This is a genomic window from Acidisoma sp. PAMC 29798, assembly GCF_030252425.1.
GTDB lineage: Bacteria > Pseudomonadota > Alphaproteobacteria > Acetobacterales > Acetobacteraceae > Acidisoma > Acidisoma cladoniae.
Map to the genome: position 1 here is coordinate 1,460,701 of NZ_CP126994.1, position 13,523 is coordinate 1,474,223.

A 13,523-nucleotide genomic window follows, 5' to 3' on the forward strand; every position below is an offset into this window, starting at 1 on the left:
ATGCCCCCGCATACGCCGCTGCTCGATCGCGTTCATATCCCCTCCGATCTTCGTAACTTCTCCAACGAGCAGCTTGCCCAGATCGCCGAGGAACTTCGCGCCGAGGTCGTCGACACCGTCTCCGTCACCGGCGGCCATCTCGGCGCCGCCCTCGGCGTGATCGAGCTGACGGTCGCGATCCATGCCGTGTTCGATACGCCGACGGACCGGCTGATCTGGGATGTCGGTCATCAGGCCTACCCGCATAAGATCCTGACCGGACGGCGGGATCGTATCCGCACCCTGCGCCAGCCGGGTGGCCTGTCGGGCTTCACCCGCCGCAGCGAGAGCGAATACGACCCCTTCGGTGCCGCCCATTCCTCGACCTCTATCTCGGCCGGCCTCGGCATGGCCGTCGCCCGCGACCTCAAGGGTGAGAACAACGAGCAGCAGATCATTTGCGTGATCGGTGACGGCGCGATGAGTGCCGGCATGGCCTATGAGGCGATGAATAACGCGGGCTCGATGAAAAGCCGCTTGATCGTCATCCTCAATGATAACGACATGTCCATCGCGCCGCCCGTGGGCGCGATGAGCGCCTATCTGTCGCGGCTGATCTCCTCCCAGTCCTTCCTCAACCTGCGCGATCTCGCCTCCCGAATGGCCAAGCGCTTCCCGCGCTCCATCGAGCGGACGGCCAAGCGCGCCGAGGAATATGCGCGCGGTATCTTGACCGGCGGCACCTTGTTCGAGGAACTGGGCTTCTACTATGTCGGCCCGATCGACGGCCATAACATGGACCATCTACTGCCGATCCTGCGCAATCTGCGCGACCATGAGGAAGGCGGCCCGGTACTGCTTCATGTCGTGACGCAGAAGGGCAAGGGCTATGCCCCGGCCGAAGCCAGCGCCGACAAATACCACGGCGTCACCCGCTTCAATGTCATCACCGGTGAGCAGACCAAGGCCCCGCCGGGACCGCCGAGCTATACCAAGGTCTTCGCCAATGCGCTGATCGCCGAGGCCGAGGCCGATGACCGCGTGGTCGCGGTCACCGCCGCCATGCCGACCGGCACGGGGCTGGACAGCTTTGGCAAGCGCTTCCCCGAGCGCACCTTCGACGTGGGCATTGCCGAGCAGCATGGCGTGACCTTCGCCGCCGGCATGGCGACCGAGGGCATGAAGCCCTTCGTGGCGATCTACTCCACCTTCCTGCAGCGCGCCTATGATCAGGTCGTGCATGACGTGGCCATCCAGCATCTGCCGGTGCGCTTCGCCATGGACCGTGCCGGAATGGTCGGTGCCGACGGCCATACCCATGCCGGCGTCTACGATCTTTGCTTCATGGGCTGTCTGCCGGGCATCGTGCTGATGGCGCCGTCCGATGAAGTCGAGCTGATGCATATGGTGGCAACCGCCGCCCAGATTGACGATCGACCCAGCGCCTTCCGCTTTCCGCGCGGTGAGGGGCTTGGGCTCGAACTGCCCAAGCGCGGCACCGTGCTCGAAATCGGGCGCGGCCGGATCATTCGCGAAGGCTCCAAGGTCGCCATTCTGGCGCTCGGCCCCCGCTTGCAGGAGGCGCTGAAGGCGGCCGACGAACTCGCCGGACGCGGCTTGAGCACGACGGTCGCGGATGCCCGCTTCGCCAAGCCCCTCGACACCGCATTGATCACCCAGCTCGCGCGGCATCATGAAGTGCTGATCACCATCGAAGACAATGTGTCCGGTGGCTTCGGCTCCGCCGTGATGCATTACATGGCGCTTGCCGGCTTGCTCGACGGCGGCGTGAAGATGCGGCCGATGACGATCCCCGACAAAATGATCGACCACAACACGCCTTCCGGCCAGTCGATCGAGGCCGGGCTGACGGCCAAGGACATCGTGGCGACGGCTCTCTCCGCTCTCGGTATTGCCGCCGGAACCTCTGCGGTGCGCGCCTGATGTCTTCGACCATCAGCGACAAGACCCGCCAGTTCCGAAACGCGCTCGGGTCTTTCGCGACGGGTGTGACGATCATCACCACGCGCTCGCCCGATGGCCGCGATGTCGGCGTCACCGCCAATAGCTTCAACTCGGTGTCCCTCGATCCGCCGATGATTCTGTGGAGCCTGGGCAAGAACTCCAGCAGTCTCGACGCCTTCATGGCGGCGGAGCATTTCGCCGTGCATGTTCTGGCGATGGATCAGGAGGCGCTGTCGGGCAAGTTCGCCCGCAGCAGCGACACCAAGTTCGACGGCGTGACGGTGGAGCGCGGTGCCGGTGGCATTCCGCTCATTCCCGGCTGCGCCGCGCGGTTCCAGTGTCGCACCGCCTATCGCCACGAAGGCGGCGATCACATGATTCTAGTCGGCGAGGTCGATGAATTCGACCATGATGGCCATGCCCCGCTGGCTTTCCACGGCGGCCGTTACGGCGTTTTCGTCAAGAACGAAGCGCCAGCGGCGGTCGGTGGGGGGGCACCGCTTCTGGGGGATCTGCTGGCCGGGGCGCAATCCAAACTCGACGCGCGGGTGTCGGACGACATCGCCGCGTCCGGCTTGGCGACCGAGGAATTCCAGGTGCTGCGGTTTTTGGCCGAGGGACCGCACGGGGTTGCGGACCTGGAGGCTTTGATGGGGCCGACCAGCGAAACCGCGACCGAGGTGATGTTGGAAGATCTGGCGGCGCGTGACCTCGTTCTGCACACGGACGACGCGGTGTCTCTTACCGATGTCGGTCGCGCCGCCGTGGCGGCCTTGGTCGAGCGCGTGAGTGCTGCGGAAGCCGCAGCACTTCAGGCGCTGACAGGGCATGAAATCGCCCTGCTGCGGCGGTTTCTGGCTCGGGTGGAGTAGCGATACCTTTAAGTCGTCACCCGCGCATCAACTGCGCGGGTGACGACTTTTAAATGTGCGCGTCTGAGCGCTACTCCGCCGTCAGGTGCAGGTTCAGCGCCTTCTGGCTCTCCGTCAGCTGTTGCCCTTCGAAATCTGCAAGCGGCACCGGAACCGCCGGCGTGGCGGTGATGGTCACGGTCTTCGGATTGTCGATGAAGGCCGAGATCTGCTCACCGGCATCCGCCTGATCCGGCACCAGTGTCGAGGCGACGAAGGATGCCCCGAGCTTGGCCATGCTGATCACGTCGGCCGTCGTCTTGCCGGACTCGCTCGCCTGCAGAGCGATGAGACGCTGCACCAGCGTGTCGTTCGTGAAGGAGACCTGAAAGCTCGCCACAGCGATCTTGGTCAAGGCTGCGAGCATTTCATCGGCCGACGTCATGCCCTTACCCTTGGGAAGATTGGCAAGCTTGCCCGCCAGGGTGACGGTGCCGAGGGTGCGGGCCGTTAGTTTCGCCTGTTGGATCGTTGCGGTATCGCTGACTGGGTCGAAGGTAAGAGCCTCATCCAAATCGAGCGTCAGGGTATCGACGCCCATCGATTTGAGCGGCTTGCTTGCAAGCGACAGGGTGTCCGCCGGAATGGCGAGACCACGCATCGTGACGGTGGTCAGCACAGGCGATCCTGCCGACACGGCTTCCGACAAGGAGTCGAGTTTCACCGTGCCACCCTCCTTCGGCGTGACAGTGAGGTTCGAGAGATGGAGGGTATCGAGACGCAATGAGCCATCGTCTGCGGCCGTCATCGCACTCCACAGCGAGCCTGTGGTGGGGTTATGCAGCAGGCTGGCGAGGTTCAATCCGTTCAGATCGAAATGGCCAAAGGTGGCCTTCTCACCGTCAGAACCCGAGAGGGAAAGGCCGTCGAAGGAGAAACTCGCCAATGTGCCCGCAGTATAGGTCTTCGCGACCAAGTCGTTCAGCGCAACCACCGACTTGGGCCCGGTTGTCGTGCCGCTCAGACCCGACAAATGGACCGATCCCAAGCTGATGGCGCTCGCGGCATCGTACCAAAAATCAATCGTATCCGCGTGCGCATCCGTCGGGGATGATGCGAAGGGCCGTGCCGCGAAGGCATCCATGGACAGGCGACCGAGTGTGTCGCCCGTGCCTCCTTTGCTCTGCTCCACGATGCCGCTGATCTCGGCATGGCCGATGAGGGGGCGGGGGTTCGGCCAAGTCGGCGCGCCGGGCGTATAGCGCGCGGCATTGAAGACGCGGTCGAGACCATCCAGATCGATCGCGGAACCGGAGGCCGCTGCAATGCGGTGGCCCTCCGTATCCTCGAAATCGGCGGCGACGACGTTATCGAGGTGGCCCGCGTGATAGCCGACGGCCGACACCGTGGCGAGCGTGTCGCCCTCATCGTCCGCTAATCCATTGGCAACAGCGGTGTCGCCGCTCAGGGGCGTTCCATACGGTGTCACGAGCCAGGCGGGAGTTCCATCCGGCGCCGGCACGCCAGGTGCCAGAAGAGCGATGGCCTGCGCCTCGAACGTCGCGACCTTCAGCGTATGCGCATCATGATGGGAGGTCATGCCGACCATACGCAGCCTGTCCGCACGATAGGGATTTGCCTGTGTGCCGTCGCCGGAGACGTGGTGCAGGACCGTCTGATCGATGGCGACGGTGGGTTTTCCATCCTGCGTAATGACGAGGCCGTCGAGCCGCAAGGTGCTCGTGAACAGGTTGTACTGAACGTTGGTGTAACGGCCGGTGACGCCTGTGGGCAGTTTGGCGAGCATGGCATCCAGGCGCGTGCGCGCCTCATTCTGCGCCCAGACCTGGGCGCCGCCGGCACCGGCTACGACGAGAACAACCACCACCGCCGCGCCGATAACGATTTTTTTTGCTTTAGGCATAAGGACGCTCCCTTGGGACAAGGGCCCTTCTCAACCGGAGAGGGTAGCCAACGCAAGGGCAGGCGCATGACGGTCGTATCACGCTCAGGGTGTGTGCGCGACGAGCCTGGACGCGAGGGCTGTCGCCAGCGCCTCCCGCCTGAAGGGTTTGCTGCACACCTTCCACTCCGGGCGATTGCGCGGCATCGCGCTCTGGCCATAGCCGGACAGGAAGACGAAGGGGATGTTTCTGCCGGTCAATACCTCGGCCACCGGGTAGGCCCGTTCCCCCGCGAGATTAACGTCGAGCACGGCGAGATCGAAGGCCTCAGATGCAGCGGCATCCAGCGCTTTACGCAGCGTCCCGAACGGCCCGATGACGATGCAGCCCAGATCGTACAGCAGATCCTCGATCAGCAAAGCGACCAACATTTCGTCTTCCACGACCAGGACGCGCTTGCGGTCCAGGATGGACGCAGGGTCTATCACTCGTCGTCCGTTGTATGATGCGCGTTGAGCAGTTCCGGCCTGATGCGGAGCGGTGCGCTCAAATTTGCCCTAACGCCGCCGGGTGCGAAGTCCACCGTCATCTCGCCCGCCAGATCATGCGCGAGACCGCGCTCGATCAACATCATGCCGAACCCCCGGCGCACCGGCAGGCTGATGGTCGGGCCATAATCCTCTGCCCAGTGCAGACGCAGATACTCGCCGTCGTCGCGTTTTTCGATGCTCCATTGCACCGAGACCGTGCCTTCCGCGACGGAGAGCGCACCGTATTTGGCGGCGTTCGTCGTCAATTCATGGACCGCCATGCCGAGCGCCAGCGCGCCGCGCGGTTCGATCATCACGTCCGGGCCTTCGAGGATGATGTTAACGCCGTCCGGCGTCATGAACGGCTTCAACTCCTCGACCAGAACGGCCCGCAGAGGAACATTCGACCAGCCGTCGCGCGTGACGAGTTCATAGGCCGCCGTCAGCGCGTGAATCCGACCCAGAAAGATGCTGCCGAAGTCGGTCAGGCTCGTGCTGCGCCGCAGTGTATGCGTCGCCAGTGAGATCACCACAGTCAGCATGTTCTTGACGCGATGATTGAGCTCATCGATCAGCAGCCGTTGATGTTCCTCGGCCCGGACAATGCTGGTGACATCGACGAATGTCACCAGTGAGCCGTCGATGGCGCTTTCCGGTGTCCGGTAGGGAAGAATGCGCATGAGGTAATGCGCGCTGCCGTCACTGCGGGCAACGCGCCGTTCAAGCGGTTCCATCGTGCGCAGCACGTGCCGCACATCCGTTCGCAGATCATGGTAATCGAGGTTATGCACAATGTCGGTCAGCGGTCGGCCTTGATCCGTGGGGATCAGGCTGTAGATCTTCGCAATCTCGGGCGTGAAGCTGCGAATGATCATGAACGAGTCGAGAAAGACTGTTGCGACCTTCGTGCTGTCGAAAAGATTTCTCAGATCGCTGCTTGTCTTGTCCAGCTCTTCGATCTTCCGGACAAGCTCGGCATTGACCGTGTTGAGTTCCTCGTTGATCGACTGGATTTCTTCCTTCGAGGTTTCAAGCTCCTCGTTGGTCGATTGCAGTTCCTCGTTGACGGATTGCAGTTCCTCGTTTGAGCTTCTCAGCTCTTCCAGCGCTGTCCCGTATTCCTCGGTGACGGACTGAAGCTGCTCACGCAACACGCGTATGTCATCTTCGAGTTGGGAGACTAGGCCCGCATCCTCGGCCGGGGGCATGTCAAGCGGTGTGCGAACGGGCCTGCCGCTTTTACCCGTCTCCACGAAGATGACGAGATAGAGGGGCGTGGCGGCTGCCACAGCCAGCGGTTCCACGACGAGCCTCACGGTGGTCGCACCATCGGCGTCCGTGTCAGGCAGGCTCCGATCCTGCTCCACGGAACGGCCGGTTTCGATGCAGCGCCGCAGGGCGTTACGGATTTCCAAGTTCCAACTGCGCCGCGCCATCTCAAAAAGATTCGTGGTCGGCGTGCCGGCAGGCATTTCGAGATACTTGCTCGTGTTAGTCGAATAATGGGCGATGTCACCCCCTTCGGTCACCACGACATAGGCAGAGGCGAAACGTTCGAGGACGCGCTGGCCGGCGAGGCCGATCGCTCGCCGCCAATGGGACTTGGGGTCCGTGTCCCCATCCGACGCACGCAGAGCCGTGATCGGCTCCCGCGACGCAATATAGGGCATCCGCGGCGCTTCGCTCGGCACATCCCGCCGGGTAAAGAACCGATGGGCCCGATCCAGCGGCTCGAACAGCGTATCGTGTCGGGATATCGTTTCCGATATGCCGAGCAGAAGGATGCCGTCTGGGACCAAGGAATAATGAAAGATCGGAATGACCGTCGATTGCAGATTACTGTCGAGATAGATCAGCAAATTGCGACAGGAGATCATGTCCATCCGTGAGAAGGGCGGATCGCGGATGAGGCTATGGGCGGAAAAGGTACAAAGCTCGCGGATCTCTCGCGATACGCTGTAGGCGCTGTCACCCCGCGTGAAGAAACGGGCGCGGCGACCGGGCGACAGACCATCCAAAAGCGTACTCGGATAGCGACCGGCCCGGGCGGAGCTGATGGCCTGTTCGTCGATGTCGCTCGCGAAGATCTGGACCTTCGGCGGGTTTGTGACCGTATCCATATGCTCGCGTATGAGGATGGCGAGGGAATAGGCTTCCTCGCCCGTAGCGCAGCCGGGAACCCATATGCAAACGGTTCCGGTGGCGTCCTTGCCCTTGAATAGACGGGGAATGATGTCGCGGGCGAGCGTGTCGAAGGTTTCCTTGTCGCGGAAGAAGCTGGTGACGCTGATCAGCAGGTCGCGAAACAACAAAACGACCTGCTCGCGATCCTCTTCCAGCCGCGCGATATAGGCATCCAAGCCAGTGAGCTTCAGAACCTGCATGCGCCGCTGGACGCGGCGCATAAAGGTCTGTTCCTTGTATTGGCTGAAGTCGTGGGCAAGCCTGGACCGGATAATGGCGCAGATCGCGAGACGCGTGCGTTGAACCCGAACGCTATCTTCACGGTCTCGCCCTTGGGCTTCTCGTGTGTCCCGTGCGGCCAAAATATGGGCTGGAATCTTGTCGACCGGGACCTGAAGGTCCACCGCATCCAATGCGACCGCGCTTTCCGGCATGCCGGAATATTGCGGTGCGGTGCCATCCGTACCTTGGGCGAGGGTCAGGCCCCCACTCATCTTGATGGCCTTGAGCCCGAGCGCGCCATCATGACCCGTCCCGGACAGGATGACGCCAATGGCGTGGTCGCCAAGACTGCGCGCCATCGAGTCGAACAAAACATCGATCGGATTGAGGATGCGGCCATCGTCCTGGAGAGGAAGGTCCAGGCGTATTTGCCCATCTTCGAAACGCGACAGGTAGCCGGGCGGAATCACAAGGACCGTATTCGCCTCGACGGTCTCGCCATCGCGTGCTTCGCGAACGGGCATCGGCGTCCAGCGTGACAGGATCTCCGGCAGAAGGCTTTTATGACCCGCCGAGGAATGCAGAACGACGAGCAGCGCCATCCCGCTGTCACCGGGCATCGCTTCGAAAAAGCTGCGGAACGCTTCGATACCACCGGCCGACGCACCTATGCCGACGACGGTGAGCGAGGCATCATGCGACGACTGCTGCAAAATCGACGACCCGTGGTGCGAGTAAAATGATTAGGAGAGCGCGTTGCCCAATGGCATGAGCCTCGGCATTGGCGGCTGTTAACCGACAAGGAGCGAACGCCATCGCAACTAATAGCCTAATACAGAGGTGGGAACAAGCAATCTGAGAATGACGTGTCCTCTGCGAAATGTGATCTACCGCGATCAATGGTTGGTTTCAAAACTATGGGAGTGGCTGCCGCCGCAATCGCTGACCGCGCGGCGTGAAAACCCCAGGCGTAACAAGGCAGCGGTTTCTATCGCACCGGATGTTTCGTGGCCAAATCGGTGCGCGGGCGCTAGTTTGCCATCTCGGCGCCCGCTCGCCTGAGGAGAGACGTCATACTCGGTCAATTCGCGAACTGGCTGTGCAGCCTGCCGCCGACCCTTGCGACCTTGTTCGCGATGGCGCTGGCGGCGGGCATCTCCGTGGGGACCTTGCTGTTCTTGCATCGCTTCATTCCGCATCCGCTGAGGAGCCAGCACAATGATGTCGCCGGCTTCGTCTTGGCGATCGTCGGCGTCATCTACGCCGTTCTGCTCGCCTTCATCGCCATCGCGGTGTGGGAGAGTTATGCGGCGGCCGACAACCTCGTGCAGACCGAGGCCAATATGGTCGACGACCTGTATCGCGGCACGATCAGCCTGCCGCCGGGCGTCGCGACGACATTGCGCGCCGATCTATTTTCCTACACCGAAACCGTCATGAAGCAGGAATGGCCGGAAATGACGACCTCCATGCCCGCGCGCATCCAGGGCTGGCAGGCTTTGGATCAGTTCCATCTCGGCCTGGTGCAGCTTCATCCGCAGGACGGCCCGACCCTCGCGGCGCAGAGCAGCATGCTCCAAAACCTGAACAAGCTCTATGACGTCAGGCGGGGTCGCTTCCACGCGGCCGGGTCCAGCCTGCCGCCCATCCTGTGGTGGAACCTGCTGGCCGGCGCTGAGATTCTGATCATCTTCAGCTCTCTGTTCGGCACGCCGCGCATCGCCATGCATGTCGTCATGGTCGGGCTGCTCGGGGCCAGCATCGGCCTGGTGCTGATGCTGGTCGTGCTATTGGACAATCCCTTCGTCGGCCGCAGCCAGGTGTCGGTCGAGCCTTTCAAGTCCCTGACCAGAGCCGTCGAGACGATGGATTATCCGCATCCGTAATGGGCAATGCCGTCCGCACGCGTAGGGCGGCAAAGCGCAGCGTATTCCGCCGTTAAGCCACGCGCCCCATCTGCGAAAGTTCCAAATGGCAGCGAATGGCGTGGTCGCCTTCGCGCTGGATCAGCGGCGGCTCCTGCTCCTCGCAAATCGCGCCGATCTTGCGCGGGCAGCGGGTGTGGAAGACGCAACCCGAAGGCGGGTTCATGGCACTCGGGATTTCACCCTTGAGCCTTAGCGACGATCCCGCATCGACTTCCGCCGACGCCGCCATGAGGCTTTCGGTGTAGGGATGATGCGGCCCGGTGAAGACGGTCTCGGCAGGCCCCACTTCCATCAAGCGCCCGAGATACAGCACGGCGATGCGGTCCGAGATGTACCGCACCACACGCAGATCATGGGAGACGAACAGGTAGCTCACGCCCTGTTCGACTTGAAGATCGGCGAGCAGGTTGAGGATTGCGGCCTGCACAGACACATCCAGCGCCGAAGTCGGCTCATCGCAGACCACGATGCGCGGATCGCCAGCGAAGGCGCGCGCGATGGCCACGCGCTGCTTGAGGCCGCCCGAGAGCTGGCGCGGGCGCATCGGCAGGTAGCGTTCGGCGAGGCGGATATGGCCCATCAACTCCGACAGCTTCGTCGTCAGCCGGCTGCCCCGATAGCCGCCCAGCTTGCGCATCGGCCGGCTGATGATGGCGCGAATGGTCTGGCTGCGATTGAGCGCGGCATCGGGATTCTGAAAGACGATCTGCAGCGCCTCCAGCTCCGACGGTTGGCGCTTCGTGGCCATGGCGGCGAGCGTCTGGCCGTCCAACTCAATGATCCCGTTGGGATCGGGGGAGGACAGGCCGAGCAGCAGTTTCGCGAGCGTGGTTTTGCCGCTGCCGGATTCGCCGACCAGGCCGAGCGTTTCGCCGGGCCAGATCTCGAGCGAAATGTCGCGCAGGGCGTAAATCGGCGCGGCGGCGCTGCCGAAGGTTTTCGCCACATTATCGGCGCGCAACACGGGCCGGAAGGCGCTGCGCGACATCCGCTCGGGCGGGGGCGCCGGCGGGGTGGAGCGCGGCAGGTTCGGCGCCTGCTCATGGAAGTGGCAGCGGCTCAGGCGCGTATCGCCGATCGGGATCAGTGGTGGCTCGTCGGTGCGGCAGATATCTTGCGCCAAGCCGCAACGCTCGGCGAAGACGCAGCCGCGAATGCCGGCGAGGCTGGTGGGCAGGAAGCCCGGAATGGTGTCGAGCCGCGTCTTGTGCTTGGACAGGCCCGCTTGCGGCAGGCAGCGCAGCAGCCCGACGGTATAGGGATGACGCGGGGCGGCGAAGACCTCCCGCGTCGGGCCTTCCTCGACCAGCGTGCCGGCATAGAGCACGCCGACGCGCGCGCACATGCGGCGGATCACCGCCAGGTTGTGGCCGATGAACAGGACGGAGCTGCCGAATTCCTGGCGCAGCGCCTCGATCAGATCGAGCACTTCGGCTTCCACAGTCGCGTCCAGCGCCGTTGTCGGCTCATCGAGGATGAGCAGCGTCGGGTCCACCGCCAGCGCCATGGCGATGACGACGCGCTGCAGCATCCCGCCGGACAGCTGATGCGGATAGCGATCCATGACACGCCCGGCATCCACGATGCGCACCCGTTTCAGCATGGCCTCGGCGCGGTCGAGCCGCTCGGAGGCCGGCACGCCGGCAATTTCGAAGACCTCGGCGATTTGTCGGCCGACACGCAGCGACGGATTCAGGGCGCGGCCGGGGTCTTGATAGACCATGGAGATGCTGCGCGTGCGCAGGCGTTGCAGGGCGACGGCGTCCATGGCCAGCGCATCTTCCCCTGCGATGCGAATGCCACCGGCGCGCACACGGCCGTTGGTGGGCAGATAGCGGGTGACAGCGAGAGCGACGGTGGACTTGCCGCAACCGGATTCGCCGACCAAGCCGAAGGTCTCACCACGGCCGATGCGAAAGGAGAGGCCGCGAATGACCTGGCGGTCCCGCCCGCGCACGCGATAGGCGATGTCGAGATCACGGACATCCAGCGCATCTGCGGCGGCGTCTTGCATAGGGGTGAGGGAATCAAGCATCGAGCACCGCCTGCACACCTTCGGCGGCGAGATTGACGCCGACCACGAGAGACCCGATGGCCAGGGCATCGAACAGCACCGTCCACCAATAGCCGCCGCCGATCAGGCCATAATTCTGGGAGATGGACAGCCCCCAGTCAGGTGACGGTGGCTGGATGCCGAGGCCAAGAAAGCTCAAGGACGCGACAGTGAAAATCGCATAGCCCAGCCGGATGGTGGTCTCGACCATGATCGGCGGCATCACATTGGGCAGGATTTCCACGAACATGATGTAGATCGCCTTCTCGCCGCGCAGATTGGCGGCGGCGATATAGTCCAGATCACGCTCCCCCAGCACTGCCGCGCGCACCGTGCGCCCGATGATGAGGCCGAAGGACAGGCCGATGACGATGATCACCGTGGTGTTGGAGATGCCGAGCGCGGTGATGACCAGCATGGCGATGATCAGCAGCGGCAGGGCCAGAAAAGCGTCGATCAGGCGGCTGATGACGTCATCCGTCAGGCCGCGTGCATAGCCGGTGACAAGGCCGAGGATGGTGCCGACAACAGTGCCGAGCAGGGTCGCGAGTGGGGCGACGATGAGGATGTCGCGCGATCCTACGATCACGCGGGAAAACACGTCACGGCCAAACTGGTCGGTGCCGAGCCAATGATCGCCGCTCGGCGGCATCAGCGTGTTCAGCAAATCGGTGTCATCGGCACCATAGGGCGCGATGAGCGGCCCGAAGATCGCCATCACCACCCAGAACAGCAGGATGAGGAACCCCACCAGGAACGGCGGCGAGCGTAGCAGCAGCTTGATGCGCTCGCGCCGGATGCTGTTGGGCGTGTCGAGCGGGCGCGCGGAGGGAGGGGCGGGCGGTGCGACGTCCGCGTCAGGTGTCAGGCTCGCGCTCATTCCCGGCCGCTCCCGAAGGAGATGCGGGGATTCAGGGCGGAATACAGAAGATCGGCGATGAGATTGGCCCCCACATAGACGATGCCGATGACCAGGATACCGGCCTCAAGCATGGGAAAATCCTTGGCGTGGGCGGCCGAGAAGATCAGGCTGCCGATGCCGTGGTAGTTGAACAGCGTTTCCACCACCACGAGGCCGCCGATGAGATAGCCGCTCTGGGTCGCGATGACGGTGATGGTCGGTAGCAGCGCGTTTCGCAGCACATGCCGCCAGATCACCTGGCGATAGGACAGGCCCTTCAGCACCGCCGTGCGCGTGTAATCCGCCGCCAGGGCCTCGATCATGCCGGCGCGGGCCATGCGGGCGATATAGCCGAAAATGATCATGAACAGCGGCACCGCCGGCATCAGCAGGTAATAGACCTGGGTAAGGCCGTTGGCGTTGCGGGGCGCGCTGGCGGTGAGCGGAAACACATGCAGCCAGATGCTGAAGACCATGATCAGCACGATGCCGGAGACGAATTCGGGCACCACCGTCGCGGAAAGGCCAGCGATGACGATGGTGCGGTCGATCCAGGTGCCGTGCTTCAGCGCCGCGACCACGCCGCCGAGGATGCCGAGCGGCACCACCATGACGAAGGCGATGCCGGCGAGCTTGAGGGAATTGACGAGGGCATGGCCGATGAAGGGCGCGACCGGCGCGCGGTAGGTATAGGACATGCCCATATCCCCGCGCACCATACCGCTGACCCAGTGCCAATATTGCACCAGCAGGGGCTGATCGACCCCAAGCTGGTGGTTCAGAACCGCGACCGCCCGCGCATCGGCCAGCGGCCCCAGGATGGCGCGCCCGACATCGCCGGGCAGGATTTGGCAGCCCGCGAAGACGATGACGCTCAGCAGAATGAGCGTGATCCCCGCAAGCATCAGTCGGTAGAGGATGGCGCGGTACAGTCTCATGCGGCTTCGCGTCTCGCTTGCTGTCGTTTAGTGGCGGATTATTTCAGGCATGATCCATGGTCCCAGTC

9 protein-coding genes are annotated in these 13,523 nt (G+C 63.3%); 3 read left to right on the top strand and 6 right to left on the bottom strand.

Annotated features, from left to right (window positions below):
* Both dxs and QP803_RS07035 read left to right on the top strand, forming a co-directional pair.
* Positions 1 to 1,923 carry a 1-deoxy-D-xylulose-5-phosphate synthase gene (gene dxs / locus QP803_RS07030; RefSeq protein ID WP_284947071.1) on the top strand — a complete coding sequence of 641 codons (1,923 nt, stop codon included), beginning with the start codon at positions 1 to 3 and terminating at the stop codon, positions 1,921 to 1,923.
* Positions 1,923 to 2,816 carry a flavin reductase gene (locus QP803_RS07035; protein ID WP_284947072.1) on the top strand — a complete coding sequence of 298 codons (894 nt, stop codon included), beginning with the start codon at positions 1,923 to 1,925 and terminating at the stop codon, positions 2,814 to 2,816. The genes dxs and QP803_RS07035 overlap by 1 nt, the downstream gene beginning before the upstream one ends.
* 70 nt (positions 2,817 to 2,886) lie before the next feature.
* Here QP803_RS07035 and QP803_RS07040 read toward each other — a convergent pair whose 3' ends face one another.
* The 3 genes from QP803_RS07040 to QP803_RS07050 form a co-directional block, all read right to left on the bottom strand.
* Positions 2,887 to 4,719: an aq_1923 C-terminal domain gene (locus tag QP803_RS07040; protein WP_284947073.1), complete on the bottom strand. Its 1,833-nt coding sequence runs from the start codon at positions 4,717 to 4,719 to the stop codon at positions 2,887 to 2,889.
* Between the two features lie 84 nt (positions 4,720 to 4,803).
* Positions 4,804 to 5,187, bottom strand: coding sequence for a response regulator (locus QP803_RS07045; protein ID WP_284947074.1), 384 nt, complete (start codon positions 5,185 to 5,187; stop codon positions 4,804 to 4,806).
* The gene (locus QP803_RS07050) at positions 5,184 to 8,348 is read right to left on the bottom strand and encodes a CheR family methyltransferase (RefSeq protein ID WP_284947075.1); all 3,165 of its coding nucleotides are present in this window, start codon (positions 8,346 to 8,348) and stop codon (positions 5,184 to 5,186) included. Before QP803_RS07050 ends, QP803_RS07045 begins: the two co-directional genes overlap by 4 nt.
* Positions 8,349 to 8,771: 423 nt before the next feature.
* Here QP803_RS07050 and QP803_RS07055 point away from each other — a divergent pair, with 423 nt between their 5' ends.
* A complete protein-coding gene (locus QP803_RS07055; RefSeq protein WP_284947076.1) occupies positions 8,772 to 9,521 on the top strand; it encodes a bestrophin-like domain in 750 nt (249 codons plus the stop codon).
* A gap of 52 nt (positions 9,522 to 9,573) precedes the next feature.
* On the opposite strand, the gene QP803_RS07060 is transcribed toward QP803_RS07055, so the two are convergent.
* Genes QP803_RS07060 through QP803_RS07070 form a run of 3 tightly spaced genes read right to left on the bottom strand, consistent with a single transcriptional unit; the run spans position 9,574 to position 13,455 of the window.
* The gene (locus QP803_RS07060; protein WP_284947077.1) at positions 9,574 to 11,598 is read right to left on the bottom strand and encodes an ABC transporter ATP-binding protein; all 2,025 of its coding nucleotides are present in this window, start codon (positions 11,596 to 11,598) and stop codon (positions 9,574 to 9,576) included.
* Positions 11,591 to 12,496 (bottom strand): ABC transporter permease, encoded by a 906-nt coding sequence (locus tag QP803_RS07065; protein ID WP_284947078.1) that lies wholly within the window; start codon positions 12,494 to 12,496, stop codon positions 11,591 to 11,593. The genes QP803_RS07060 and QP803_RS07065 overlap by 8 nt, the downstream gene beginning before the upstream one ends.
* Positions 12,493 to 13,455 carry an ABC transporter permease gene (locus tag QP803_RS07070; protein ID WP_284947079.1) on the bottom strand — a complete coding sequence of 321 codons (963 nt, stop codon included), beginning with the start codon at positions 13,453 to 13,455 and terminating at the stop codon, positions 12,493 to 12,495. Before QP803_RS07070 ends, QP803_RS07065 begins: the two co-directional genes overlap by 4 nt.
* Between the last annotated feature and the right edge of the window lie 68 nt (positions 13,456 to 13,523).

What these genes read in the sequence shown, in the direction of transcription:
- QP803_RS07035 (WP_284947072.1), top strand. Translation starts at nt 1,923, where the DNA reads ATGTCTTCGACCATCAGCGACAAGACCCGCCAGTTCCGAAACGCGCTC.
- QP803_RS07060 (WP_284947077.1), bottom strand. Translation starts at nt 11,598, where the DNA reads ATGCTTGATTCCCTCACCCCTATGCAAGACGCCGCCGCAGATGCGCTG.
- QP803_RS07070 (WP_284947079.1), bottom strand. Translation starts at nt 13,455, where the DNA reads ATGAGACTGTACCGCGCCATCCTCTACCGACTGATGCTTGCGGGGATC.
- QP803_RS07040 (WP_284947073.1), bottom strand. Translation starts at nt 4,719, where the DNA reads ATGCCTAAAGCAAAAAAAATCGTTATCGGCGCGGCGGTGGTGGTTGTT.
- QP803_RS07055 (WP_284947076.1), top strand. Translation starts at nt 8,772, where the DNA reads ATGGCGCTGGCGGCGGGCATCTCCGTGGGGACCTTGCTGTTCTTGCAT.
- QP803_RS07065 (WP_284947078.1), bottom strand. Translation starts at nt 12,496, where the DNA reads ATGAGCGCGAGCCTGACACCTGACGCGGACGTCGCACCGCCCGCCCCT.
- dxs (WP_284947071.1), top strand. Translation starts at nt 1, where the DNA reads ATGCCCCCGCATACGCCGCTGCTCGATCGCGTTCATATCCCCTCCGAT.